At 73.4% G+C, this 23,938-nt stretch carries 24 protein-coding genes; 6 read left to right on the forward strand and 18 right to left on the reverse strand.

The window, feature by feature from the left end; all coding sequences use genetic code 11:
* Window positions 1–194: 194 nt before the first annotated feature.
* The 6 genes from NX794_RS00005 to NX794_RS00030 form a co-directional block, all read right to left on the reverse strand.
* On the reverse strand, window positions 195–539 hold the full coding sequence (locus NX794_RS00005) for a GNAT family N-acetyltransferase (RefSeq protein ID WP_258775811.1): 345 nt from the start codon (window positions 537–539) through the stop codon (window positions 195–197).
* Between the two features lie 34 nt (window positions 540–573).
* A complete protein-coding gene (panD, locus tag NX794_RS00010; RefSeq protein ID WP_258776378.1) occupies window positions 574–993 on the reverse strand; it encodes an aspartate 1-decarboxylase in 420 nt (139 codons plus the stop codon).
* Window positions 994–1,095: 102 nt separating this feature from the next.
* Complete coding sequence (locus tag NX794_RS00015) at window positions 1,096–1,890, reverse strand: SDR family oxidoreductase (RefSeq protein ID WP_258776379.1); 795 nt, start codon at window positions 1,888–1,890, stop codon at window positions 1,096–1,098.
* Window positions 1,891–1,954: 64 nt separating this feature from the next.
* Window positions 1,955–2,677, reverse strand: a complete 723-nt coding sequence (locus NX794_RS00020; RefSeq protein WP_309505948.1) for a cytochrome P450 — start codon at window positions 2,675–2,677, stop codon at window positions 1,955–1,957.
* A 275-nt stretch (window positions 2,678–2,952) separates the two neighbouring features.
* Window positions 2,953–3,291, reverse strand: coding sequence for a fasciclin domain-containing protein (locus NX794_RS00025; RefSeq protein WP_258775812.1), 339 nt, complete (start codon window positions 3,289–3,291; stop codon window positions 2,953–2,955).
* A 340-nt stretch (window positions 3,292–3,631) separates the two neighbouring features.
* The gene (locus tag NX794_RS00030) at window positions 3,632–4,312 is read right to left on the reverse strand and encodes a TetR/AcrR family transcriptional regulator (RefSeq protein ID WP_258775813.1); all 681 of its coding nucleotides are present in this window, start codon (window positions 4,310–4,312) and stop codon (window positions 3,632–3,634) included.
* A gap of 137 nt (window positions 4,313–4,449) precedes the next feature.
* On the opposite strand from NX794_RS00030, the gene NX794_RS00035 reads away from it, so the two are divergent.
* From NX794_RS00035 to NX794_RS00045, 3 genes are all read left to right on the forward strand, one after another.
* Window positions 4,450–5,079, forward strand: a complete 630-nt coding sequence (locus NX794_RS00035; protein WP_258775814.1) for an MSMEG_1061 family FMN-dependent PPOX-type flavoprotein — start codon at window positions 4,450–4,452, stop codon at window positions 5,077–5,079.
* Between the two features lie 37 nt (window positions 5,080–5,116).
* Window positions 5,117–6,025 carry a PDR/VanB family oxidoreductase gene (locus tag NX794_RS00040; protein ID WP_258775815.1) on the forward strand — a complete coding sequence of 303 codons (909 nt, stop codon included), beginning with the start codon at window positions 5,117–5,119 and terminating at the stop codon, window positions 6,023–6,025.
* A 117-nt stretch (window positions 6,026–6,142) separates the two neighbouring features.
* On the forward strand, window positions 6,143–6,910 hold the full coding sequence (locus NX794_RS00045; protein WP_428985833.1) for a siderophore-interacting protein: 768 nt from the start codon (window positions 6,143–6,145) through the stop codon (window positions 6,908–6,910).
* Window positions 6,911–6,940: 30 nt separating this feature from the next.
* Here the strand turns inward: NX794_RS00045 and NX794_RS00050 are convergent, their stop codons facing one another.
* The 4 genes from NX794_RS00050 to NX794_RS00065 form a co-directional block, all read right to left on the reverse strand.
* The gene (locus NX794_RS00050; protein ID WP_258775816.1) at window positions 6,941–7,822 is read right to left on the reverse strand and encodes a TauD/TfdA dioxygenase family protein; all 882 of its coding nucleotides are present in this window, start codon (window positions 7,820–7,822) and stop codon (window positions 6,941–6,943) included.
* Window positions 7,823–7,924: 102 nt separating this feature from the next.
* Window positions 7,925–8,833, reverse strand: a complete 909-nt coding sequence (locus tag NX794_RS00055; protein ID WP_258775817.1) for an ABC transporter ATP-binding protein — start codon at window positions 8,831–8,833, stop codon at window positions 7,925–7,927.
* Window positions 8,820–9,869 (reverse strand): taurine ABC transporter substrate-binding protein, encoded by a 1,050-nt coding sequence (locus NX794_RS00060; RefSeq protein ID WP_258775818.1) that lies wholly within the window; start codon window positions 9,867–9,869, stop codon window positions 8,820–8,822. Before NX794_RS00060 ends, NX794_RS00055 begins: the two co-directional genes overlap by 14 nt.
* Before the next feature lie 71 nt (window positions 9,870–9,940).
* On the reverse strand, window positions 9,941–10,795 hold the full coding sequence (locus tag NX794_RS00065; protein ID WP_258775819.1) for an ABC transporter permease: 855 nt from the start codon (window positions 10,793–10,795) through the stop codon (window positions 9,941–9,943).
* A 729-nt stretch (window positions 10,796–11,524) separates the two neighbouring features.
* On the opposite strand from NX794_RS00065, the gene NX794_RS00070 reads away from it, so the two are divergent.
* The gene (locus tag NX794_RS00070) at window positions 11,525–12,091 is read left to right on the forward strand and encodes a hypothetical protein (RefSeq protein WP_258775820.1); all 567 of its coding nucleotides are present in this window, start codon (window positions 11,525–11,527) and stop codon (window positions 12,089–12,091) included.
* Window positions 12,092–12,196: 105 nt separating this feature from the next.
* Here the strand turns inward: NX794_RS00070 and NX794_RS00075 are convergent, their stop codons facing one another.
* A complete protein-coding gene (locus NX794_RS00075) occupies window positions 12,197–12,391 on the reverse strand; it encodes an antitoxin (protein WP_258775821.1) in 195 nt (64 codons plus the stop codon).
* Window positions 12,392–12,599: 208 nt separating this feature from the next.
* Between NX794_RS00075 and NX794_RS00080 the strand changes: the two genes are divergently transcribed.
* On the forward strand, window positions 12,600–12,830 hold the full coding sequence (locus NX794_RS00080; RefSeq protein WP_258776413.1) for a hypothetical protein: 231 nt from the start codon (window positions 12,600–12,602) through the stop codon (window positions 12,828–12,830).
* Window positions 12,831–12,833: 3 nt separating this feature from the next.
* Here NX794_RS00080 and NX794_RS00085 read toward each other — a convergent pair whose 3' ends face one another.
* The 5 genes from NX794_RS00085 to NX794_RS00105 all read right to left on the reverse strand — a co-directional run bounded on the left by NX794_RS00085 (window position 12,834) and on the right by NX794_RS00105 (window position 18,676).
* A complete protein-coding gene (locus NX794_RS00085) occupies window positions 12,834–14,033 on the reverse strand; it encodes a sensor histidine kinase (protein ID WP_258775822.1) in 1,200 nt (399 codons plus the stop codon).
* A gap of 94 nt (window positions 14,034–14,127) precedes the next feature.
* Window positions 14,128–15,837 carry a sodium/solute symporter gene (locus NX794_RS00090; protein WP_258775823.1) on the reverse strand — a complete coding sequence of 570 codons (1,710 nt, stop codon included), beginning with the start codon at window positions 15,835–15,837 and terminating at the stop codon, window positions 14,128–14,130.
* A 31-nt stretch (window positions 15,838–15,868) separates the two neighbouring features.
* Window positions 15,869–16,210: a hypothetical protein gene (locus NX794_RS00095; protein ID WP_258775824.1), complete on the reverse strand. Its 342-nt coding sequence runs from the start codon at window positions 16,208–16,210 to the stop codon at window positions 15,869–15,871.
* A 122-nt stretch (window positions 16,211–16,332) separates the two neighbouring features.
* Entirely contained in the window at window positions 16,333–17,133 is an 801-nt protein-coding gene (locus NX794_RS00100; protein ID WP_258775825.1) for a LytR/AlgR family response regulator transcription factor, read from the reverse strand.
* A gap of 91 nt (window positions 17,134–17,224) precedes the next feature.
* Entirely contained in the window at window positions 17,225–18,676 is a 1,452-nt protein-coding gene (locus NX794_RS00105; protein ID WP_258775826.1) for an amidase, read from the reverse strand.
* 154 nt (window positions 18,677–18,830) lie between these two features.
* Here NX794_RS00105 and NX794_RS00110 point away from each other — a divergent pair, with 154 nt between their 5' ends.
* Window positions 18,831–19,448 (forward strand): TetR/AcrR family transcriptional regulator, encoded by a 618-nt coding sequence (locus NX794_RS00110; protein WP_258775827.1) that lies wholly within the window; start codon window positions 18,831–18,833, stop codon window positions 19,446–19,448.
* 6 nt (window positions 19,449–19,454) lie between these two features.
* Here NX794_RS00110 and NX794_RS00115 read toward each other — a convergent pair whose 3' ends face one another.
* Both NX794_RS00115 and NX794_RS00120 read right to left on the reverse strand, forming a co-directional pair.
* The gene (locus tag NX794_RS00115; protein WP_258775828.1) at window positions 19,455–21,824 is read right to left on the reverse strand and encodes a glycoside hydrolase family 65 protein; all 2,370 of its coding nucleotides are present in this window, start codon (window positions 21,822–21,824) and stop codon (window positions 19,455–19,457) included.
* A gap of 4 nt (window positions 21,825–21,828) precedes the next feature.
* Window positions 21,829–23,937 carry a xanthine dehydrogenase family protein molybdopterin-binding subunit gene (locus NX794_RS00120; RefSeq protein WP_428985821.1) on the reverse strand — a complete coding sequence of 703 codons (2,109 nt, stop codon included), beginning with the start codon at window positions 23,935–23,937 and terminating at the stop codon, window positions 21,829–21,831.
* Window position 23,938: the final 1 nt, after the last annotated feature.

The following is a 23,938-nucleotide window of genomic DNA, read 5'->3' on the forward strand; positions in this document are numbered from 1 at the left end:
TGGGGTGGGGTCTGGGCCCGGGGTCGGTGGGGTGGGCTCGGGGCCGGGCTGTGGGGGCGGGACCGGGCTCGGGTAGGGATCCGGCGGAGTGGGGCCGGGCTGCGGACTCGTCATCGGTGCCTCCTGATCGTCGCTGGACGTCACCTCTGGACTACTCCCCCGCCTACCCGGGCCCCGCTCGGCCACTCACCCGGTCAGAAGCGGTCGGGATGGGCGCGCAGCCAGTCCTTCGCGGCCGACAGCAGAGCGGGGTCGGCCGGCGGGGCCACGTCGGGGTGGCGTTCGGCCCACGTGACGACGTACGGGCACAGCGGAGCCACGGGGACGCCCTCGCGCTCGGCGAGGGCGTACAGCTCACGGGCCAGGGAACCGGCGATGCCCTTGCCCTCGTGGGCCGGCTCGACGACGGTGTGCACCGGCACCAGGGCGCGCGCGGGCGCCTCCAGCACGAAGTACTCGACGCGGCCGACGACCTCGCCCTCGCCGAGTGCCTCCAGGCGGCCCGCCGCCCGGTCGTCGCGGATCTCGGTCTCGCTCATGGCCACGCACGCTCCCTGGATACCGGCCCGCTCGTCAGGCCCTCGCGGCCTGCGGGCTGCGCCGCTGGTCGGAGCCGGGCACCGGCTCGGCCGGGTCGGCGCCGAGGGACGCGATCCGGTTGTCACCGTCGACATGGACGACCCGGGGCCGCAGCGCGCGTGCCTCGGCATCGGAGACCTGAGCGTAGCTGATGATGATCACCAGGTCTCCGGGATGCACGAGATGGGCGGCGGCGCCGTTGATCCCGATCACCCCGGAGCCGCGCTCGCCCTCGATGACGTAGGTCTCCAGCCGGGCGCCGTTGTCGATGTCGACGATGTGCACCAGCTCGCCGGGCAGCAGGTCGGCGGCGTCGAGCAGGTCGGCGTCGATGGTCACCGATCCCACGTAGTGCAGGTCGGCCTGGGTGACGGTGGCTCTGTGGATCTTGGACTTGAACATCGTGCGCAGCATCGAGACTCCCACAAGTCGGCTCCCTGCCTGCGATTTAGCAGGTCAAGGGCTGTTTCGACAGCCTACAACGGGCGTCGCTCGTCGGAGTAGGGGTGGTGCAGGTCAGCCGCCGGTGGCGAAGCCGGGGAAGAGGGTCATGCCGCCGTTGACGTAGAGGGTGGTTCCCACGACGTAGTCCATGAGGTCCGAGGCGAGACCGACGACCGCGTTGGCGATGTCCTCGGGTTCGCCGATGCGCTGATAGGGGATCAGCCGCAGCAGCTGCTCCCGGGCTTCGGGCGTCTCCCAGGCGCTGCGGTTGATCGGTGTCCTGACGGCTCCCGGGGCGACCGCGTTCACGCGGATGCGCCGGGGTGCGAGTTCCTGGGCCAGGGTCTGCATCATCATCAGCACACCGCCTTTGGACGAGGCGTAGTTGACGTGCCCTGCCCACGGGATGAGCTGGTGCACGGAACTCATGCAAATGATCTTTCCGGCGGCACGGGAGACCTCCGGGACGACCCCGCGCCGCAGAAACTCCTTCGTCGCCTCCCGGGCGCACAGGAACTGCCCCGTCAGGTTGACGTCCAGCACCTTCTGCCACTGGGCGAGGGTCATGTCCGTGACGGGCGCGTCGCGCTGGAGTCCGGCGTTGGCGATCAGGATGTCGATCGTGCCGAACTCCTCGATCATCCGGTCCGTCATGGCGACGACCTGGTCCTCGTTCGACACGTCCGCCTCGTACGCGGCCGCGCGCACGCCGAAGGAGGTGATCTCCTCGACCACGTTCTCGGCGTCCTCGCGGCGGGCCACGTAGTTCACGACGACGTCGGCGCCGGCCCGGCCGAGTGCGACGGCCGTTGCCCTGCCGATTCCGGAATTGGCGCCGGTGATCAGGGCCTTCTGGCCCTTGAGGATGCCGTCTGCGGTGGCGTTCACGATGGTCTGCCTCCTTGCTCAACGCCGGCGAGACCGGGGCGGGTCAGCCGTTCCTCTCGACCTGCAGGTGGATCGGGCCGCGCAGAACGGGACTTGGCCGGTACGGCGGTGGGTCCGTGACCAGCCGGGGCTCGTCGAGGCGGCGTACCAGCTCGGTCAGCGCGATCTGTGTCTCCAGCCGGGCCATCGGTCCGCCGAAACACAGGTGGATGCCGCTGCCGAATCCCAGGTGCTGGTTGTCCCGCCGATCGGGGTCGAAGCGGTCGGGCTCGTGGAAGCGGTCCGGATCGCGGCTGCCCGAGGCGAGCATGAGCATGATCTGCGAGCCCTTGGGGATGACCGTGTCGGCGACGGCGATGTCGCTGTACGCCGCCCGCCACGGGATGATGTGCACCGGGGGTTCGTAGCGCAGGAGTTCCTCGACCAGCGGTACGACCAGGTCCGGCTCGGCGCGCAGCCGCTGGAGCACGTGCGGGTGGCGCAGCAGGGTCAGCATGCCGCTGGTGATGAGGTTGACGGTGGTCTCGTGGCCGGCGATCAACAGCAGGTTGGCCGTGCTGACGATCTCGTCGTCGGTCATCCGCCCGTCGGGCCCGTCGTCGTTGGCCAGCCGTGTCAGCAGGTCGTCGCCGGGGCGTCCGTGGCGTTGTTCCAGCAGGCCGCCGAGGTACTGGCGCAGGTCCTTGGTCGCCTGTACGCCGTTGTCCAGATCCTCCTTCGGGTCGGTCTCGGGGTCGTAGCCGATCGAGTCGATGATGGCGTTCACCCACACGTGGAACCGGGAACCAGTCCAGCTCTTCCGGTTCCAGTCCGAGCAGGCGTGCCAGCGGCTCGGCCTCCCCCGCAGCCTCCTCCACGGACTCCCCCGCGGCCTCCTCCACGGCCTCGGACGACAGGTCGATGTCGACGAGCAGGAAGCGGGCGGTCCTCAGTCTGCTGCGCGCCTCCGCGAGGTCCACGGGCGTGTAGGCCACCTCCGGCATGTACGCCGTCGTCACGATCATCGCCCCTCACCTTCGGTTGTGGCGTGAGGCCTCATGGTCATGACGGGGGCTGGAGGACCCCGTCCACGACGTAGATGGTGGCGTTCGCGCCCTTGATGTTGCCGCAGACGATGTTCGCCTTGCCGTTGACCTTGAAGTCGGAACCCGAGCCCGACGTGGTGAGTTTGCTCCCTTCCACCGTCGTGAAGGAGCCCTTGGAGAGCTGGTCGGGGGTGATCCGCTTGTCCACGACGTGGTAGGTCAGCACCTTCTTCAGCTGCCCCTGGTTGCCGAGCAGCGAGGAGAGCTGCGAGGCCGTCACGTTCTGGAAGGCCTTCTGGTCGGGGGCGAAGACGGTGATGTCGGACTTCCCGTCCAGGGTGTCGCCCAGGTTCACCCTGACCAGGGCGGAGACCAGCCGAACGTGCCGGACGGGCTGGGGGACGCGTCCTGCGCGTGGCCCTGCGACGCCAGACCTCCGAGTGAGAACGGGATGGCGACAAGCACCGCCGCAGTGGCCTTCGCTGTACGCATGCGGGTGAACCTCATCGCGACCCTTCCTCCCGTGCCAGGGTGGAACCTGTCGACATCGGGGCGGTTGATGCGCGGGGCCGGCCGGGTACCAGGGTGCCCCGCCACTCAGCGAGCGTATCCAGCACGTGCCGGGTACCGCATCTCCAGGGCGGGACCGGCACGGGCGCTCCGGCCGCGCCGACCGGTGGAGCGGGAGAGGATGGTCAGAGGGAAGGACCTGTCCCCCGGCACTCCCGGCTCCGCGACGGCTCGGGTGACGTACCCGGGCCGCCCGTCAGGTACCCGGTGAGCATGGTGACCAGTTCGTTCTCGAAACGGGTGACGTCGACCTCGCCGGGGCCCGCCATCACGCGGTGCACCACCATCTCCACCGTGGAGACGACGAGTCGGGCGGCGACGTCGACATCGGCGACCCGGACCTCGGGGTGGGTGCGCAGCAGTCGGCGGGCGTAAGCGATGCGTCTGCGTTCGTCCTGGGCGATGCGTTCCAGCAACTCCGGGGCGCGGGGCCCCTGTTCCATCATCACGCGGAGCAACTGCGGGTCGTCCCTGTGGTTCCGGAGCGCTCCGCGCACGTGCCGGCGGATCACGTCCTCGATGGGCTCCGAGAGGAACTCGTCCTGGTCCAGTGGGGCGGCGTCCATGCCGGCGTCGAGGTGCCGGGTCAGCAGCTCGACCAGAATCGCGTCCTTGTTCGGGTAGTACTGGTACAGCGAGCCGATGGACACCCGGGCCCGCTCGGCGATGCGGTTGGTGGTCCCCGCCGCGTACCCGTACTCGGCGAAAACGTGAGCAGCGGCGTCGAGGATGCGCTGCCGGGTCAGCTCGGCCCGCACCTGACGGGGCTGTTTACGTGGCTGGAGTCCACGGCGGTCGGACGTCATGACACCTCCGGTGCGGGGCGCGAAAAGCGAGTAGCGCGCGACCTGAGCAATTACTCACAATACTGCCATGAGCTGCGGCGATGCGGGCCCGAGTGGCCGTTGCCGTGGGCCGTCGCCCCTGTTGTGAGGAAGGTGTCATGACACATGCCCCCACGCGTCCTCGCCGGGTCTCCCCGGAGGAGGTGCGGGCCCGGATCGGGCAGCCCGAGGCCATGGTCCGGGCCAAGGTGAAGGACCGTATCGACAACTACTTCCGGCAGTTCATCGCCCACTCGCCGTTCCTGGCGATGGCCACGGCGGACGCGGCCGGGCGGGCCGACTGCTCGCCCCGCGGCGACTACCCGGGCTTCGTGAAGGTGCTGGACGAGCGCACCCTCGCGCTCCCCGACCGCCCCGGCAACAAGATCGCCGACTCCTTCCGCAACCTCGCCGAGAACGACGGCGTCGGCCTGTGCTTCCTGATCCCCGGTGTGCGGGAGGTGCTGCGCGTCAACGGCAGCGGTTACGTCACCGACGAGCCCGACGTGCTGGTGCGGATGCGCACCGAGGCCAGGAAGCCGGAGCTGGCGATCGTCGTGGAGGTCGCCGAGGTCTACTTCCACTGCGGTCGCGCGCTGCTGCGGTCCCGGCTGTGGGACCCCGCGAGCCGGGCCCTCGCCGAGGAGATGCCCTCGATGGGCGAGATCGCCGCGGCGCAGTTCGGCGCCGACGTGGATCCGGGGCTGCTCGAAGCGGCCGTGGAGGACAGCTACCGCAAGCTCTACTGACCGACCGGGCCGCACCGGCCCGACAGAGGAAGCACCGATGCAACAGACCGTCGTCGAGCACATCGACCGCGTCGCCGAGGACGTCGTCGCCCTCACCCTGCGCGCCGCCGCCGGGGAGCTGGCCCCCTGGGAGCCCGGCGCCCATGTGGACCTGTCCCTGCCCAACTGGCTCACCCGGCAGTACTCGTTGTGCGGGGACCCCGCCGACCGGCACGCCTACCGCGTCGCCGTCCGGTACGACCCGCTCAGCCGGGGCGGCTCGGAGTACGTGCACCGGTTCCTGCGGCCGGGACGCACCCTGCCGGTCTCGCCGCCCCGCAACCACTTCCCGCTGGTCGCCGCACCCCGGTACCTGTTCCTCGCCGGCGGGATCGGCATCACGCCCCTGCTGCCGATGCTGCGCGCGGTGACGGCCGCCGGGCTGCCCGCGACCCTGGTGTACGCGGGGCCGTCGGCGGACCGTATGCCCTTCGCCGACGAACTGCGGCGCCGCCATGGCGACCGGGTGCGGATCGTGGAGACCGGGCGGCAGGGCAGGCCGGACCTCGCCGCCCTCGCGGCCGGTCTGGAGGCCGGCACGCTGGTCTACTGCTGCGGCCCGGCGGCCATGCTGGCGGCGGCCGACGCCGCGTTCCCCGCCGGCCGGCTGCACGCCGAGCGGTTCCAGCCGGTGGCCCGGACGTTCGGCCCCGACACGGCGTTCGAGGCGGTCTGCGCCCGGTCCGGGGACACCGTCGCCGTGCCGGCCGACGAGTCGCTGCTGGACGCCCTCGCCCACGCCGGGCACCCCCTGCCCTCCGGGTGCCGCGAAGGCGTCTGCGGCAGCTGCGAGGTCGCCGTCCTGGACGGCGTACCCGAGCACCGGGACGACATCTCGGGCCCCGAGGGCCGGATGTACCCGTGCGTGTCCCGGGCGCTGTCGCCGCGGCTCGTCCTGGACCTGTGAACCCGCGAATCCGTGAACTCGTGAATCTGTGAACCCGTGAACCTGTGAACTTGTCGCCCCGTGAAGGGAATTTCCACCACCATGCTGCCCAAGGTGCAGACGCCCGTGTCCCGGCGCATGATCACGCTGGAGGTGCGGCGGACCACCCGGACCACGCCCGGCTTCGCCACCGTCACGCTCGGCGGTCCCGAGCTGGAGCACCTGGTGCCCACCGGGTTCGACCAGGCCGTACGGCTCTTCTTCCCCCGCGCGGGGCAGACCGGTCTCACCATGCCCACGCTCTCCAACGAGGCGTGGATGGCGCAGGTCATGCTGCTGCCGAAGTCGCGCCGGCCGTGGGTGCGCAACTACACCGTGCGCCGGGTGCGGCCCGAACTCGGTGAACTGGACGTCGAGTTCGCGTTGCACGGGGACACCCCCGCCTGCGACTGGGCGCTCAACGCCCGCCCCGGCGACCCCGCCGGCATCTTCGACATCGGCCGCACCTACCTGCCGCCGCCCGACGTGGCGGCGCAGGTGCTCGTCGCGGACGAGAGCGCCGTACCCGCGGTGCTCGCCATCTTGGAGGACGCGCCCGGCTCCCTGGTCGCCGAGGTGTTCCTGGAGGTGCCCGAGGCGTCGGACGTGCGCGCGGACGTCGTCGCCCCCGAGGGCGTCCGCGTCCACTGGCTGGCCCGGGACGGCGGCTCCGGGCTCCCGGGCCGGCTCGCCCTCGACGCGGTCAGGGACGCCGACCTGCCGCGGGACCGCTGCTACACCTGGGTCGCCGGCGAGTCCGGCCTGGCCACCGGAGTGCGCCGGCATCTGGTGCGCGAGCGGGGCGTGCCGAAGCCGGACGTCGCCTTCTACGGCTACTGGCGGCACGGCCGCTCCAGCCCCGGCTGATCCGTCCTCCCCCGCCCCGGCGGACGGCGTCTACCGGACGGGGCCGGGGCCGACCGGGGTGTCCCCGCGCAGGGTGATGCGGTGCATGACGCGGTGCTGGTCGCCGTAGTCGCGGTTGGCGTAGTGGGCGGTGCTTCGGTTGTCCCACAGGGCGACGTCGCCGGGCCGCCAGCGGTGGCGTACGACGTGTTCCGGCTTGGTGAGGTGGGCGTAGAGGATGTCGAGGATGCCCCGGCTCTCGTGCTCGGAGACGCCGGTGATGTGCGAGGTGAAGCCCGGGTTGACGAACAGGCCCTTGCGTCCGCTCTCCGGGTGGACCCGCACCACCGGGTGCTCCACCGGCTTGAGTTCGGTGAACACCTCGCCCTCCCAGAGGTTGCCGCGGCCCTTGCGGCGCTGGGCCAGGTAGTAGCCGAACTCGCGGGTGCCGTCGTGGACGGCGGTGAGGGTGTCGATGTGGGCCCGCAGGCCCGGCGACAGCGACTCGTAGGCGAGCTGGCTGTCGGCCCAGTTGGTGTCACCGCCGGTGGGCGGCAGCACCACGGCCCGCAGGACGGAGATCGCGGGCGGCTTCTCGACGAACGTCACGTCGGTGTGCCACACGTCGGCGAAGCCGTTGTCCTGGCTGTCCAGGGAGTACACCTCGGGCGCCACGTCCCCGGAGTCGTGGACCGGGTGCCCGACGGTGACCTCGCCCAGGCGCCGGCCGAAGTCGATCTGCGCGGCGTCGTCGAGGCCACCCTGGCCGCGGACGAACAGCACCTTGTACCGCACGAGCGCCTCGCGGAGCGCGCGGACCTGGTCGTCGTCGAGACGGCCGAGGTCGACGCCGTGGATCTCGGCGCCGAAACCCGGGCCGAGCGGTGTGATCGGCAGCCGTTCCGCTTCGGTCCGGACACTGACGATGCTCACGGGCTTGTCCTTCCGTAGGTTTCCTGCTCGGGTCTTCGGTTTCTGCTCGGGTCTTCGGTTTCCCGCCGGGGTACGGCGTTCCGCTCGCCGGGTGCGGGCGGGTCAGGCGGCTGCCGCGGCCTTCACCGCGTGGGAGACCCGGGCCCGCAGCTCGGCGAACTCCCGTGACGCCCGCAGCTCTTCGGCGTCGACATCGCCGCGCGGCAGGTCGATCGGCAGGTCAAGGGCCACGGTTCCGGGTCCCTTGGTCAGTACGACGATGCGGGAACCGAGGAACACCGCCTCCTCGGCCGAGTGGGTCACGAACACCGTGGTGCTCCCGGTCTGCGCGGCCACCCGGCGGACGTCCTCCTGGAGGCGTTCCCGGGTCAGCGCGTCCAGCGCCGCGAACGGCTCGTCCAGCAGCAGGAGCGGGTTCTCGGCGGCCAGGGCGCGGGCGATCGCGACGCGCTGCTGCTGGCCGCCGGAGATCTCCCAGGTGCGCCGCTTCTCCGTGCCCTCCAGACCGACCCGGGCCAGCAGCCGCGCCCGGTGCTCGGGCCAGTGGGCGCGGTCGACACCGGCGTACCGCAGGGCCAGGTCGATGTTGCCGCGCACGGTCCGCCAGGGGAACAGCCTCGGCGTCTGGAACACCACCCCGGCCGTCGCGCCGGGCCTCGGCGGGGCGCCGGAGACCCGCACGCCGCCCTCGGTGGGCCGCTCGAACCCGGCGATCAGGCGCAGCAGCGTGCTCTTGCCGCATCCGGAGGCGCCGACCAGGACCAGGAACTCGCCGGCGGGCACGGTCAGGTCGACGGGCCCCACGGCGGTGACGGTCTCGCCGCCCCGGCCGTAGCGGTGGACGACGCCGTCGAGCCGGACGGCGCCGTCGGACCCGGCCGGCCCGCTCGCGGCGGCCGTGATCGTGTCCCCGGGCGACGTTGTCTCGCTCGCGGACGTCGTCTCACTTGAGGGCGTCGTCTCACTTGAGGGCGTCGTCTCACTTGAGGACGTCGTGTCACTTGAGGACATCGGGCAGCCCCTTGAGGTAGAAGGCCTCGCGGACGGCGTCCGCGGAGGGCGCGGCGTCGATCTGCTTCTGGCCGGCCAGGAACGCGGCGGTGTCGCTGACGTAGGACCGCAGCTTGCCGGGGTCGCCGTCGGTGCCCAGCCAGTCGGCGGAGGTCACCTGCTCCGGGGTGAGGAACACCCCCTGCGCGAGCTGGGCCTTGGCGTCCGCCGCGCTGATGCCCAGCTCGGCCGAGACGGCCTTGACCGCTCCGTCGGGGTCGGACTTGAGGAGCCGTAGCGCCTCGGCCTCGGCCTTGCGCCAGGCGTCGATCGCCTTCGGGTCCCGGGCGATCAGGTCGTCCGACACGACGGCCAGGTCCAGGGTCGGCTTGCCCTCGGCGCCGATCCGCTTGCTGCTGGTGAGCTGCCTGCCGGTCTTGCGCAGCTCGTCCAGGGTGGGCAGCCAGACGTAGGCGGCGTCGATGTCGCCGCGCTGCCAGGCGGCGAGGATCGCCTGCGGTTGCAGGTCGACGAGCTTGACGTCGGACGCCTTCAGACCGGCCGTGTCCAGTGCCGCGAGCAGGCTGTAGTGCGAGGTGGAGGCGAAGGGGGTGGCGACGGTCCTGCCTCTGAGGCCGGCGACGTCAAAGACGCCGGTGCTCTTGCGGGCGACGAGCGCCTCGTTGTCACCGGCCACGTCGAGGATCCAGGCGACCTTGTAGGGGATCGGCGAGGAGCCCGACAGGCCCCGGGCGAACGGGCTGGAGCCGAGCGCGGCGATGTCGAGGGACTTGCCGATGAAGGCCTGGTTGACACTGGCCCCCGAATCGAACTTGATCCACGTGATCGTGTAGCCGGGCAGGGCCTTCTCCAGCAGCTTCCCGTGCTTCACGATCAGGTCGCCGCTCGGGAAGGCGAAGTAGCCGATGCGCAGGCGCTTGGCGCCGCCCGAGGAATCATCGCCGCCCGACGAGCAGCCGGTGACGGCCGCGGAGGCGGCGGCGAGCGCGCCGGCGAGCAGCAGCCGGCGGGAGGGGCCGTGGGGAACGCGGGACATGGCGGGGCCGTTTCTGTGCAAGGGGAGGGAGCGTGCTCTGTGTGATGAGGAGACGGGAAGGGGCAGGCCGGTCACACCCGGCCGCGCCACGGGACGACGGCGCGTTCCAGGCGCAGCAGCAGGCCGTCGATGACCAGTCCGGAGACGCCGATGGCGATGATGCCGACGAGCACGACCGGGGTGTTGTTGTAGTTGGCGGCGTCCTTGACCATGCCGCCGATGCCGGGCAGCCCGTTGACCAGTTCGGCGGCGACGAGCGAGGAGTAGGCCACGCCGACGGCCAGCCGGACACCGGTGAGCGTCTCCGGCAGCGCGGACGGGACAAGGACGTCCTTGACGACGTCCCAGCGTGAGGCCCCGAGGGCGCGGGCCGCCTCGACCAGGCTGCTCGGTACGGCGGCCACGGCCGTCGTGGTGGACACCGCCACCGGCGGGAAGGCGGCCACCGCGAGCAGGGTGATCTTGGGTTCCTCGTTGATGCCCAGCCAGATGATGAGGAGGGAGAAGTACGCCAGCGGCGGCAGCGTCCGCAGGAACGTGATCCAGGGCTCGAACAGCGAGCGGATCCAGCCGACGGTTCCCATCAGCAGGCCGAACACCACCCCGGCGGCGATGCCGAGGCCGGCTCCGAACGCGATGCGCCGCAGGCTGATGCCGAGGTGCTCGACGAGGTAGGTGCCGTTGTAGCCCCGTACGCCGTCGTGCGTGGTGGACACGTCGACGAAGGCGTCCCACACCTTGGCGGGCGGCGGGACCAGCGTCTCGCTCCAGGTACCGCTCGCGGCCAGCAACTGCCACAGGGCGAGGAACAGCAGGAGCGAGCCGAACGGCAGGGCGACGCGGCGTGCCCGGACCGGCGTACGGGCTCGACGGGAGCGCGCGGCCTTGCCGGTGCCGGCTTCTCGTGGACGTGTTGCCGAGGTCATGGGGCGGCCTCCAGGGAGCGCCGGAGCATGCGGAGCCGATGCCGGCCGACGTGAGCGGACAGCCCTGAGCGCGGGGGTCAGGGCGGAGTGAACGGCCCCGGCGCGGACGGCGGGGGCCATGCGTCACCGGCCGGGCGGGACCGCCGGCCGGTGGGAAGCGTCAGGAACGCGGGTTCAGCGACAACACGGAGCCGCGCGTCGGCACAGGTCGATGACCAGGCGTCGCACCAAGGGCTCGTGATTCATGGGGCCCATTTCTACCGCAGCCCACCGCACCCCACCAAGGGCCGTCCCACGTGGTGGACGGTGGTGAGACGGGTCGTGGCGGTCAGGATCGCCGCGCACCTGGCCGCCGACGCGGCCGAGGTCGGCGGCACCGCACGCGGGGACGACCCGGTCACGGCGCTGCGGGCGGTGGCGGAGGGAGGCGATGAACGGGCGGGATCGTCAGGCACGTTGGGGACGGCGAGCGGCCGGGTGCGCGTCCCGTGCTCGGGGTCGACCCACCCGTGCCCGGCGACCGTGCCGGGGGCGACCGGAGGCGGCACATCGCCCGCCTTGGCGCCGGCGGCCGGATCGCGGCCCCGCCCCGGGCCCCGCCCGTCTGGCAGCCCCCGCCATGCGGACCGGTCGCCCTCCCCGACCCCTGTTGCGGCCCGACCCGCGGCGGTTCACGCTGAAGTGAACGGTGGCGGGAGGCGGCGGATGGGAACGACGCGGAATCCCTTCGTGAGTCTGATCCCCTGGGTGGTCTTCGCGGTGATCGACCGCGCCGCCCCGTCGCCGCAGTGGGCGGCGGCGAGTGCGGCCGTGGCCGCGCTGGTCATCGCCTGGCCGTCGCTCGTCGCCCGGTCCCCGCTGTCGCTGGACCTGCTGGCGATCGGGCTGTTCGTCGTCATGGCGGTGGCCGCGTTCCTGGCGGGACCGCACGGCCGGCAGATCATCGCCGACTACGGCCGGACCATGGCGACCGGGGCACTGGCGCTGTTCGTCCTCCTGACGCTGCCGTTCGCGCCGTTCACCACGCAGTACGCCCGCCGGGTGGTGCCCCGGGAGCTGTGGGGCACCGAGCGGTTCAGGCGGACGAACGTGGTCTTCTCCGCCGTGTGGGGCGTGGCGTTCGCGTTCATGACCGTGTGCCATCTCATCGCGGCCGGCGATCCCGGCGACCGGCGGCTCTCCACCGTGTGCAACTGGCTGCTGCCCATCGCCGCGGTCATCGCCGTGCTCCGGTTCATGGACCGCTACCGGCAGCGGCAGACCGCCGAGCCCGGCGCCCCGCACCGGCCCGACTGAGGACGGTCACCGAACCGGGCCGTTGAGACACCTGCCGACACGCGCGAACGGCACGACCGGGCCCCCGGCGCGGAACGCCGGGGGCCCGGTCACGGGGGCGCGGGGTCAGTGCCCCGTGGTGCCCTCGCTGCCGTAGGAGCGGCGTACCGCGTCGGCGGCCTTGTCGGTCTGCGTGTCGTACTTGTCGCCGGTACGCTCGTCGACCATCCGCTCCGCGCGCTCGACCCCCTTGTCGGCCTGGTCGGGGTGACCCTTGGCCATCTCCTTGGCCTTGTTCGCCATGTCTCCCAGCTTGCCCATGAGCTACCTCCCGGGCGATCCGTGTACAGGTACCTGGCTGCTGGTACCCGCTGTGCCGCGTTGAAACGGGGCGTGCCTCGGCGGAGGGGCCCCGGGCCCGGTATTTCACTGGTGTGGGGGAACGCACTCCGCTCCGGCGTCTGGCCGGCGGACGAGGCGTTCCGGCTCTGGCACACCGTCGACGCCTACGACGACCCCGCCGACGGCCGTGTCGTGCTCGACCACGTGCGGTGGCCGGCCCTCTCGCTCGGCGCTCCGGACGCCGCCGGGACGGATCGCGGAGCTGCTGCGGCAGGCCGGGTTCGCCCTCACCGCGCGGCTGGTGCTGGAGCCCGCCGAGGGAGCCGAGAGGACCATCGCGACCTTCCTGGCCCACACGCCCCCGCAGGCGGACCGGCCGGTGCCGCACGCGCGGACCGTCGGCAGCTCCCCCGCCTGACCGTCAGGGCGGTGGTGCCTGGACGCCGGGGCGGAACTTCGGGACGCGGACGGTGATCTTCGTGCCGGCTCCGACGCCCGTCTCGATGACGAGGCCGTAGGCGTCGCCGTAGACCTGGCGCAGTCTGCGGTCGACGTTGCTCAGGCCGATGCCGGTGGCCGGGCCGGCCGTGCCGCGCAGGATCGCGCGCAGGCGTTCGGGTTCCATGCCGACGCCGTTGTCCTCGACGACCACCCGGGCCTCGGTGCCCTCGTCCTCGGCGGCGATCGTGACGGTGCTGCGCTCGACGGTCTCCTCCAGGCCGTGCTTGAGGGCGTTCTCGACCAGGGGTTGCAGACAGAGGAACGGCAGGGTCACCGGCAGCACCTCGGGGGCGACGCGCAGGGTGACCCGGAGCCGGGGGCCGAAGCGGGCGCGGGCGAGTTCCAGGTACTGCTCGATGGAGCGCAACTCCTCGGCGAGCGTGGTGAAGTCGCCGTCGCGGCGGAAGGAGTAGCGGGTGAAGTCGGCGAATTCCTGGAGGAGTTCGCGGGCGCGTTCGGGGTCGGTGCGGACGAAGGAGGCGATGCTCGCGAGGGAGTTGTAGATGAAGTGCGGGGAGATCTGGGCGCGCAGGGCGCGCACTTCGGCCTCGTGCTCGCCGGCGCGGGCCCGGTCCAGGTCGGCGAGGTCCAGCTCGACCGCGAGCCGGCGTGCCGCCTCCTCGGCGGCCCGCGCGAGGGTGGTGGTGGCCTCGGCCGCGGTGAGCACGGCCAGGGTGGCGGCGGTGGTGGCGCCCGTCGTGAGCGGGACCAGGAGGGCCCAGCGGACCGGGCAGCCGTCCTCGTCGCAGGGCAGCGGGACCGCCCGGGTGCGGGCGGTGGGGGCCCCGGTGAGGTGGGCGGCGAGCTGGTCGCGGTGGTGTTCGGCGGTGCCGTCCCAGACGAGGACTCCGCCGGAGGGCACCGCGAGGGCGAGGGCCGGGGTGCCGAGCAGCGGGCGGAGTCTGCGGGCCGCCTTGCGGGCGGTGTCGGGGGCCAGGCCCGAGCGCAGGGGCGCCGCCGCGAGCGAGGCGGTGTGCAGGACGTGGAACGCCGCGCGGACCGCGTCGCCGTCGGCCGCGTACTCCCGCTGCCGCCGGGCCGCACCGTGGCCGAGGGCGGCCCCCAGGGCGAAGACGGCGAGCGCGGCCAGCACGAGGACGGCGACGGCGAGGGCGGTCATGAACGGTCCCCCGGCCGGGCGGGGTGCGGCTGCCGCGTGCGGCCGGTACGAGGCGCTGGGGGCCGGGGGTTGGTGTACATGGCGGCCGGCTCCTTCACGGGGTGCGGGGCTCGGGGAGGTGGAGGCGGGCCATGGTCGTGGCGGTGTTCGGGGGGAGGCGGTGGCGGGTGCTGAGGGAGACAAGGACCATGGCGGCGAAGCCGACGGGTACGGACCAGACCGCCGGCCAGGCGAGCAGGGTGTGCGGCCAGCCCGAGCGGGCGCCACCGGCGATGGTGACCGTCACCGCGGTGAGCGCCGAGCCGCCGCCGAGCAGCAGGCCGGCGATCGCGCCCGGCGGGGTCAGGCCGCGCCACCAGATGCCGAGGACGAGAAGTGGGCAGAACGAGGAGGCGGACACCGCGAAGGCGAGCCCGACCGCGTCGGCCACCGGCAGGTCGCCGGCCACCGTGCCCGCGGCGGTGGGCACCGCGATCGCGGGCAGTGTGGCCAACCGGAAGTGGCGCACGTGCCGGATGCCGAGCGTGGGCAGCACGTCCTGGGCGAGCACCCCGGCCACCGACATGGTCAGCCCGGAGGCCGTGGACAGGAACGCCGCGCAGGCGCCGCCGGCCACCAGCGCGCCGAGCAGGTCGCCGCCGACCCCGCCGACCAGACGCTGCGGCAGCATCAGCACCGCCGCGTCGGTGTCGCCGGTGAGCAGCAGGTCGGGGGCGTACAGCCGGCCGAGCACGCCGTACAGGGGGACGAGCAGGTAGAAGGCGCCGAGCAGGGCGAGGACGATCACGGTGGTGCGGCGGGCGGCGCGGCCGTCGGGGTTGGTGTAGAAGCGGACGACGACGTGCGGCAGGCCCATGGTGCCGAGGAAGGTGGCGAGGATCAGCCCGTAGGTGGCGTACAGGCCGTGCCGGTCATGGCCGGCCGAGAGCGGTTCGGCCCAGCTGGATGAGGTGGTGCGGTCGGACAGCGGGACGCGGGCGCCGGCCGGGAAGCGCAGCGTGGTGTCCGGGCCGGCCCGGTGCCGGCCCTCCGCCAGCCGTAGCGAACTCCCGTGCAGCGGGCGGCCGTCGAGGGTGCCGGAGACGGTGACCCGGACCGGTTCGCGCACGGTGAGGGTGAGCGGCGCGTCGAGGCGTACCTCGGTGGCGCGCTGGAAGAGGGGTCGGTCGTCCCAGACGGCGGCCGGGGTGTGGTCGGCGCGCCAGGCGAGCAGCAGGAAGGCCGCCGGCACCAGCAGAGCCGTCAGTTTGAGCCAGTACTGGAAGGCCTGGACGAAGGTGATGCTGCGCATGCCGCCCGCCGCGACGGCCCCGGTCACCACGACGGCGACGATCAGGCCGCCGAGCCAGCCGGGCGCGCCGGTGAGCAGCCGGAGGGTCAGGCCGGCGCCGCGCAGCTGGGGCAGCAGGTACAGCCAGCCGATGCCGACGACGAGGACGCCGGCGATGCCGCGCACGGCCCGCGACTCCAGCCGGGCCTCGGCGAAGTCGGGCAGGGTGTAGGCACCGGAGCGGCGCAGCGGGGCGGCGACGAAGGCCAGCAGCACCAGGAACCCGGCGGTGTAGCCGATGGGGAACCAGAGCATGTCGACGCCGTGGGCGAGGACGAGCCCGGCGACGCCGAGGAAGGAGGCGGCGGACAGGTACTCGCCGCTGACCGCACAGGCGTTGAGCCGGGGGGCGACGGTGCGCGAGGCGACGTAGAAGTCGGAGGTGGTGCGGGAGACGCGCAGGCCGAGCGCGCCGACGAGGACCGTGGCGAGGACCACGGCCGTGACGCCCGCGATGCCGTACGTCTGGTTCACCGGGCGGTCCCGGCGGGTGTGTCGCGCATGGTCAGGGGCGTTCCCCGGGTGCGGTCGCGGTGGTCTCGTGGTGTTCGGCGCGGCGCACGTACCAGGCGCCGGCGGCGAGCAGGACGGGGTAGGGGGCCACGCCCAGCAGCAGCCAGCCGGCGAGCGGCGGCAGCGCCCGCGACAGCACCGGGAGCAGTCCGGCCAGGGCGAGCAGCAGGCCGGTGACCGTGAGCGCGGCGCGGAGTTGACGTCGCATCAGGTGCCGTACGGCGGGGTCCGGGCGGCCCGGTCGCGGGGGCGCCGGGCGGGAGACGGCGGTGCCGTCCGCGCGGAGCGGGCCCCCGGTGACCACCTCTCTGCGCGGGACGGACTCCGCACCCATGACGCACTCCCGACGCGGCGGTGATCACCTGTGTGCGGCGAGTGTACGCAGCGGGCCGGTGCCCGGACAGCCGTCGGACGAGAATCGCCACAGGTCCGTCACCCCGGTCCCGGCCGGCCGGTTCAGCGCGCGCGGGCCGCGGCGTGCCGGGCCAGCAGGTCGCGCAGTTCGCGGGCGTTGCGCCGGCTCACGGCGAGGACGCGGTCCCCGACCCGGACGGTCAGGTTGCCGCCGTCCAGGCGCAGTTCCTCGATCCGGCCGAGGGCGACCAGCCGGCTGCGGTGGACACGGACGAAGCCGCGCGAGCGCCACTGCTCCTCCAGGGTGGACAGCGGAACGCGCACCAGGTGGCTGCCGGCCGGGGTGTGCAGGCGCGCGTAGTCGCCCTGGGCCTCGACGTCGGTGATGTCGGCGACGGGCACGAACCGGGTGACGCCGCCGAGTTCCACCGGGACCTGGTCACCGAGGGCCGGCACCGGTTCGGGCGCGGTGCCGGACCGGGGCCCCTGCCCGGCGCGGACCAGTTCGGCGACCCGGCGCACGGCTTCGGCGAAGCGTTCCCGGCGCAGGGGTTTGAGCAGGTAGTCCACGGCCTTGAGGTCGAAGGCACGGACGGCGAAGTCCTCGTGCGCGGTGACGAAGACGATGAGCGGCGGGGCGGTGAACCCGCCGAGCAGCCGGGCGAGTTCGAGTCCGTTCAGGCCGGGCATGTCGATGTCGAGGAAGACGACGTCGAAGCCCTCCGGGCCGTCCGGCCCCCGCTCGACGGCCCGGCTCAGCCGGCGCAGTGCCTCGGTGGCCGCCGACGCGGGCACCGCGTCGGCGACCCTCGGGTCCCGGTCCAGGAGGTAGAGCAGTTCCGCGAGCGCGGGTTCCTCGTCGTCCACCGCCAGCACGCGCAGGCCGGCGTCGCTCAGGCTCATGCCCGGCAGCCCCTTTCCGTCACCCGGTCCCCCGGAGTGTGGCACGGCCGCCGCCCGGTGCTGGCCCCCTTGCCGTACCGCCACCCGAAGGTCAGGCCTCGTCGTGGTCGCCCGCCCACACGGCGGGGGTCCGCCGCGCCCAGGGAGCGGCCTGTTCCAGCTGGCCGGCGAGCCGGAAGAGGACGTCCTCGCGTCCGTACCCCGCGGCGAACTGGATGCCGACGGGCAGCCCGGTGGTGAGGTCGGCCTCCAGGGGGACGGACATGGCGGGGGTGCCCGCGACGTTGAACGGGGCGGTGAAGGGCGAGCGGTGGAAGACCTGCCGGAGCCAGCCGAGGCCGTCGGCGTCCTCGGCGCCCACGGCGTACGTGCCGAGCGGGACGGGCAGTTCGGGCAGGGTCGGGGTGAGCAGCAGGTCGTAGTCGGTGAAGTAGCGGCCGATCGCGCGCGCGACGCTGTTGCGCATCGCGAGCGCCTGGACGAACTCGGCCCCGCCGACCCGCTGTCCGTAGGCGTAACTGGCGAGTATCTCGGGTTCGACGGTGGTGGCGTCGACGGGCCGCCCGAAGGCCGCGGCGAGGCCGTCGATCCAGGTCACCAGATTGGTCGTCCACAGGCAGGCGTTGGCCACGACGAAGTCCTCCCAGCCGACGCCGAGGCCGACTTCGACCTCTTCCACCCGGTGTCCGAGGGATTCGGCGAGCCGGGCGGAGCGGAGTGTGGCGTCGAGGACGGTGGCGTCGACGGTCCGGCCGCCCCAGGGCCGGGTCAGCAGGCCTATGCGCAGGCTGCCCGGGAAGCGGGTGACCTCCTGGGTGTAGGGCCGCTCCGGCCGCTGGGCGGCGTAGGGGTCGCCGGCCTCGGGGCCGTGGACGAGGTCCAGCAGCGCGGCGCTGTCGCGTACCGAGCGGCTGAGGGCGCCGTGGACGGCGAGCCCGTTGAAGACCTCGTCGGCGTCGGGGCCCATGGAGATCCGGCCGCGGGTCGGCTTCAGCCCGAACAGGCCGCCCGCGGCGGCGGGGACGCGGATGGAGCCCGCCGCGTCGGTGGCGTGCGCGATCGGGACGATGCCCGCGGCGACGGCCGCTCCCGAGCCGCCGCTGGAGCCGCCGGGGCTGCGGGCCGGGTCCCAGGGGTTGCGGGTGGCGCCGTACAGGACGCCTTCCGTGGTGGTGCTGTAGGCGAACTCGGGGGTCGCCGTGCGGCCGAGGGTCACCAGCCCGGCGCGGCGCAGGCGGGTCATCAGCGCCGAGTCGGCCGGGGCGACGTTCCCGGCGGCGAGCCGGCTGCCCAGTTCCGTGCGCTTGCCGGCCATCGCGACGGCGAGGTCCTTGATCAGGAAGGGCACCCCGGCCAGGGGCGTGCTGCCGGGTACGGGCGTGTCCTCGGCGGCCCAGGTCTCGACCACGGCGTTGACGCGCGGATTCACCGCGTCCGCGGCCCGTCGGGCGGTCGCCGCGAGTTCCGCCGCGGTCACTTCGCCGCGGGCCACCAGGCCGGCCAGGCCGACGCCGTCGTACCGCACGTATTCGGAGAGCTTCATGGTGCGTCCGTTCAGGGAGGGCAGGAGAGTCGACACCCGTCAGCGATACCGATCGGTATTCAGTGATACCGAGCGGTATCGCTCGGGACTGATCGGTACCGTAGCATTGCGGCCGGGGCAGGCGCACCGCCCCGGCGGACCGATGAGGGGCCTCATGACGAACACGGACGACAGGGGCGGGAGAGCCGGCCGGCAGAGCAGGGTGGCCAAGCTGCCGCCCCGGGAGCGGATCCTCGACGCGGCGGAGGAGCTGTTCTCGCGCGAGGGGATCAAGGCGGTGGGCGTCCAGGCGATCGCCGACCGCGCCGAGACCACCAAGATGGCGCTGTACCGCCACTTCGCGACCAAGGACGCCCTGGTCGAGGAGTGGCTCCGCATCGTCGCGGCCGACTACACCGCCGTGTTCGACCGGCTGGCGGAGACACACCCCGACGACGCCCGCGCCCAGATCCTGGGCATGGCCCGGTTCATCGCCGACGGGCTTCCCGGGATCTCCCACCGGGGCTGCCCGTTCATCAACTCCCTCGCGGAACTGCCCGACCGCGCCCACCCGGCGCGCCGGCTGATCGAGGCCCACAAGGCCGGACAGCTGCGCCGGCTCACCGGTCTGTGCGCCCGCGCCGGGCTGTCCGATCCGGACGAGGCGGCGGCGGAGATCACCTTCGTCCTCGAAGGGGCCCAGGTGAGCGCGCAGAACGGCAGCGTCGGGCGGGCCGGCGAACGGCTGATGAGGATCGTCGCGGCCGTCCTGGACCGCCACGCGGCCGCCTGACCGAGGTCACTCGGGCAGCACGAGCCCCGCCGTCTTCCCCGGTTCCACCCGCATCTCCCGGTCGCCGATGCGGACGTCGACGGGTGAGTGGTGGGAGGCGGGTACGGCGATGTCCAGACGGCCGCTGCGCAGTCGCAGGTGGATGCCCCAGTGGCCGTGGTAGCGCAACGGGAAGCCGTAGGACGAGAGTTCGGGCAGCGGGACCGGGTCGAGGCGGAGGGCGCCGTCGCGGGTCTCCAGGCCGGTCAGGCCGCGCTGCACGAGGTCCAGGGTGCCGGCCATGGCGCCGAGGTGGATGCCCTCGCCGGTGGTGCCGCCCTGGAGGTCGGCGATGTCGCCGCGCAGGGCTTCCTGGACGAAGGACCAGGCGTCGGCGCGGCGGGCCCGGGTCAGGATCCAGCCGTGCACCAGGCCGCTCAGGGTGGAACCGTGGCTGGTGCGGTGCAGGTAGTGGTCGACGGTCGCGGTCCAGGTCCGTTCGTCCAGCGGGTGGCCCAGGCGGTGGAAGAGGGCGTGCAGTTCGGCGGGCGCGAAGAGGTAGCCGAGCATGAGGACGTCGGCCTGCTTGGACGCCTTGTAGCGGTTGACGGTGTCGCCCTCGGCCTCCAGGATGCGGTCCAGGCGGCGGATGTCGTCGTAGCGCTTGCGGTAGCCGTCCCAGTCGAGTTCGGCGAGGTCGCCGTAGCCCTCGAACTGGCTGACCACACCGTCGTGGAAGGGGATGTGCAGGCGCCGCGAGACGTCCTCCCAGCGGGCGGGCTCGTCGCTCTCCAGGCCCGCCCCCTCGGTGAGTTCGCGGCGGCGCGGCTCGGGCAGCGCGTCCAGCAGTTCCAGGGTGCGGGTGAGCACCCAGGCGGCGGTGACGTTCGTGTAGGCGTTGTCGTCCAGGCCGGGCCGGACGGCGTCCGGATAGGCGTCGTGGTACTCGTCGGGGCCGACCACGCCCCGGATGCGGTAGCGGCCGAGGTGGTCGTCCCACTCGGCGCAGTCCGCCCAGTAGCGGGCGATGTCCAGCAGCATCTCGGCGCCCTCGCCGTGCAGGAAGTCGGTGTCGCCGGTCGCCTCCCCGTACTGCCAGACGTTGTAGGCGACGGCCGAGCCGACGTGGTGCTGGAGCCGGGAGTGGTCGGGCAGCCAGCGGCCCGAGCGCGGGTTGAGGTGGAGCTGCTGGGTCTCCTCGCGGCCGTCGCTGCCGCTCTGCCAGGGGTACAGCGCCCCGCGCCGGCCGAGCGCGCGGGCGGCCTGCCGGGCGGCGTCCAGGCGGCGGTGCCGGTAGCGCAGCAGGGCGCGGGAGACCTCGGGCAGGTGCAGGTTGAGGTAGGGCAGGACGAAGAGTTCGTCCCAGAAGACATGGCCCCGGTAGGCCTCGCCGTGCAGTCCGCGCGCGGGCACGCCCACGTCGAGGTCGGCGGTGTGCGGCGAGAGGGTCTGGAGCACGTGGAAGAGGTGCAGGCGCAGGATGCTGCCGGCCTCGCCGGGGACCTCAAGGGCGGTACGGCGCCACAGCTGCTCCCAGGCGGCGGCGTGGCTCTCGCGCAGCTCGTCGAAGCCGGGGGCGGCGGCGATCCGGTCCTCGGCGGCACGCAGCGGGTCGCCGATGGCCGGGTCGTGCGAGGTGTGCAGGGCGACGGTCTTGTCCACGGTCACGGTCCCGCCGGGCAGCAGGCGCAGCCGGGCCCGCTGGACGGCGCGGTGGGCCTCCTCGACGTGGGTGACCGATGCCCCGGTGGTGAGCCGGGCGGCCAGCGCGACGCCGATGTCGGAGGTGCGGGTGCGGCAGCGCAGCCACACCGTGTCCGGTGCCGTGCCGCCGGCCTCGGCGTGGTCGAGGTGCCGGCCGTCCAGGTCCCGGTAGCGGAGCACCCCGGAGTTGGTGACGGTCCCGTCCAGGACGGCCTCCACGTCCAGGTCGACGGCGTCGCCCTCGGCGGTGAACTCGGTGCGCAGGGCGGCGAGATGGGGGTCGGCGAGGTGCACCAGGCGCAGTTGCCGCACGAGCAGGGAGGAGTGCGGGCCGAGGGTGAAGCGGGTACGGCGCTCCAGCAGGCCGGGGTCGAGGTGGAGGGTCTGGTGGTGCTCGGTGACGTGGGCGGTGTCCGGGGTGAGCCAGTCGCGGCCGGCCGGACGGAAGCGCAGCGGCAGCCAGTTGGGCAGGTTGACCATGTCCTCGTTCTCGACCCGGCGGCCGGCGACCTCGGAGGTGAGCCGGTCGTAGCAGCCGGCCGCGTAGGTTCCCGGGTAGTGGATCTCGTCCGCGGCGCACTCGGGCAGCGCGCCGCGGGTGGCGAAGTAGCCGTTGCCGAGGGTGCACAGGGACTCGCGCAGGCGTTCCTCGCCGGGCCGGTAGCCGTCGTACTCCCAGGTCGGTCCCGTCACCCTGTCACTCCTCGGCCGACAGGGCGGGGAGGATCCGGTCGGGGGTCAGGGGCAGTTCGCGGAAGCGGACGCCGGTGGCGTGGTGGACGGCGTTGCCGATCGCGGCGGCGGTGCCGACGATGCCGATCTCGCCGATGCCCTTGCTGCCCATGGGGTTGAGGTGCGGGTCGTCCTCCTCGATCCAGTCGGCCTCGATGTCGGGGACGTCGGCGTGCGCGGGCACGTGGTAGGCGGCCAGGTCGGATTCGGTGAAGTCGCCGAACGCCGGGTCGAGGGAGCTGTGTTCGGTGAGGGCCATACCGAGGCCCATGGTCATGCCGCCGGTGAACTGGGAGCGTCCGGTGCGGGCGTTGAGGATCCGTCCGGCGGCGAAGATCCCCAGCAGCCGTCGTACCCGGACCTCGCCGGTCACGGTGTCGACGGCGGTCTCGGCGAAGTGGGCGCCGAAGGCGTGCCGGGCGTAGGGGCTCTCGGCGTCGGCCTTGCCGGTGGTGTCGGCGCGGACCTCGACGCCCTCGGCGGGCGGCGGCCCGGTGTGCGCGGCGAGGCGGGCGGCCAGTTCGGCGCAGGCCTCGTGCACGGCCCAGCCCCAGGAAGCGGTGCCGGAGGAGCCGCCGGCCAGCGGGGCGGGCGGGAGTTCGCTGCGGCCGACCTCGGTGCGTACCCGGTCCAGGGGCACGCCGAGGGCGTCGGCGGCGACCTGGGCGAGGACGGTGCGGGCGCCGGTGCCGATGTCGGCGGCGTTGAGGCGGATGGTGAAGGTCCCGTCGGGCAGCGCCTGGGCGGTGGCCGTGGAGGGGGCCACCTGGACGGGGTAGGTGGCGGCGGCCACGCCGGTGCCGATCAGCAGCGGGCCCTCGCGGCGGGAGCGGGGGCGCGGGTCGCGGCCGGCCCAGCCGAAGCGGCGGGCGCCCTCGCGCAGGCACTCCACGAGGTGCCGGCTGCTGAAGGGGCGGCCGGTGCCGGGTTCGCTGCCGGGTTCGTTGCGGACGCGCAGGTCGACCGGGTCGGTGCCGAGCGCGTGGGCGAGTTCGTCCACGGCGGACTCCAGGGCGTACATGCCGGGTGCCTCGCCGGGTGCGCGCATCCAGGAGGGGCTCGGCACGTCCAGCGGGACCACGTGGTGGGCGCTGCGCAGGGCGGGGGTGGCGTACATGACGCGGGAGACGACGGCGGCCTGCTCCACGAACTCCTTCACGTGCGAGGTGTGGGTGGTCACCTCGTGCAGGACGGCGGTGAGCCGGCCGTCCCGGTCCGCGCCGAGCCGCAGCCGCTGCACGGTGGGGGCGCGGTGGCCGACGACGGCGGGCAGGTCGCGGCGCGGGTAGGCGAGGGTGACGGGGCGGCCGGTGTGCCGGGCGGCCAGGGCGGCGAGCACGACGTCGGGGCGCGGGGTGCCCTTGGAGCCGAAGCCGCCGCCGACGTGCTCGGCCTCGACGGTGATCCGGTCCTCGTCCAGTTCGAAGAGCTGGGCGAGGACGGAGCGGACCGTGGTGCCGCCCTGGCTGGAGGTGTAGACGGTGAGCCGGTCGCCGTCCCAGTGGGCCGTGCTGGCGTGCGGCTCCATGGGGTGGTTGTGCAGCGGCGGCACCCGGTAGACGGCGTCGACACGGACCTCGGCGGCGGCGAAGGCGGCCTCGGGGTCGCCGTGCTCGACGTGCGCGGCGCCGCTGCTGACCTCCTCGGGCGCGTAGGCGTCGGGGTGGCCCTCGGTGAGGGTGACGTCGTGCGGGGCGCCGGCGTAGTCGACGCGGACCGCGCGGGCGGCGGCGCGGGCCGCCTCGGGGGTCTCGGCGACGGCCAGGGCCACGGGCCAGCCGCGGTGCGGCACGTCGGGGCTCTGGAGGACGGCGAGGGTGGCGTCCTCGGGGGTGGCGAGCCGGGGCGCGTCGCCGGGGGTGAGGACGGCGAGGACGCCGGGCAGGGCGAGGGCGGCGGCGGTGTCGACGCCGGTGACCCGGCCGTGTGCCACGGTGGCGGGCACGGGCCAGGCGTGGGCGCGTCCGGGCAGGGTGTACTCGGCGGCGTACCGGGCGCCGCCGGAGACCTTCTGCCGTCCTTCCCGGCGCTCGGCCGGTGCCCCGAGGGCGGTGGCGGTCATGGTTCCTCCCATG

It is taken from the genome of Streptomyces pyxinicus (genome assembly GCF_024753135.1).
In the GTDB taxonomy this organism is placed as follows: Bacteria; Actinomycetota; Actinomycetes; order Streptomycetales; family Streptomycetaceae; genus Streptomyces; species Streptomyces pyxinicus.

What these genes read in the sequence shown, in the direction of transcription:
- NX794_RS00005 (WP_258775811.1), bottom strand. Translation starts at nt 539, where the DNA reads ATGAGCGAGACCGAGATCCGCGACGACCGGGCGGCGGGCCGCCTGGAG.
- panD (WP_258776378.1), bottom strand. Translation starts at nt 993, where the DNA reads ATGCTGCGCACGATGTTCAAGTCCAAGATCCACAGAGCCACCGTCACC.
- NX794_RS00030 (WP_258775813.1), bottom strand. Translation starts at nt 4,312, where the DNA reads ATGACGTCCGACCGCCGTGGACTCCAGCCACGTAAACAGCCCCGTCAG.
- NX794_RS00035 (WP_258775814.1), top strand. Translation starts at nt 4,450, where the DNA reads ATGACACATGCCCCCACGCGTCCTCGCCGGGTCTCCCCGGAGGAGGTG.
- NX794_RS00040 (WP_258775815.1), top strand. Translation starts at nt 5,117, where the DNA reads ATGCAACAGACCGTCGTCGAGCACATCGACCGCGTCGCCGAGGACGTC.
- NX794_RS00045 (WP_428985833.1), top strand. Translation starts at nt 6,143, where the DNA reads ATGATCACGCTGGAGGTGCGGCGGACCACCCGGACCACGCCCGGCTTC.
- NX794_RS00055 (WP_258775817.1), bottom strand. Translation starts at nt 8,833, where the DNA reads ATGTCCTCAAGTGACACGACGTCCTCAAGTGAGACGACGCCCTCAAGT.
- NX794_RS00060 (WP_258775818.1), bottom strand. Translation starts at nt 9,869, where the DNA reads ATGTCCCGCGTTCCCCACGGCCCCTCCCGCCGGCTGCTGCTCGCCGGC.
- NX794_RS00065 (WP_258775819.1), bottom strand. Translation starts at nt 10,795, where the DNA reads ATGACCTCGGCAACACGTCCACGAGAAGCCGGCACCGGCAAGGCCGCG.
- NX794_RS00075 (WP_258775821.1), bottom strand. Translation starts at nt 12,391, where the DNA reads ATGGGCAAGCTGGGAGACATGGCGAACAAGGCCAAGGAGATGGCCAAG.
- NX794_RS00085 (WP_258775822.1), bottom strand. Translation starts at nt 14,033, where the DNA reads ATGACCGCCCTCGCCGTCGCCGTCCTCGTGCTGGCCGCGCTCGCCGTC.
- NX794_RS00095 (WP_258775824.1), bottom strand. Translation starts at nt 16,210, where the DNA reads ATGGGTGCGGAGTCCGTCCCGCGCAGAGAGGTGGTCACCGGGGGCCCG.
- NX794_RS00100 (WP_258775825.1), bottom strand. Translation starts at nt 17,133, where the DNA reads ATGAGCCTGAGCGACGCCGGCCTGCGCGTGCTGGCGGTGGACGACGAG.
- NX794_RS00105 (WP_258775826.1), bottom strand. Translation starts at nt 18,676, where the DNA reads ATGAAGCTCTCCGAATACGTGCGGTACGACGGCGTCGGCCTGGCCGGC.
- NX794_RS00110 (WP_258775827.1), top strand. Translation starts at nt 18,831, where the DNA reads ATGACGAACACGGACGACAGGGGCGGGAGAGCCGGCCGGCAGAGCAGG.
- NX794_RS00120 (WP_428985821.1), bottom strand. Translation starts at nt 23,937, where the DNA reads ATGGGAGGAACCATGACCGCCACCGCCCTCGGGGCACCGGCCGAGCGC.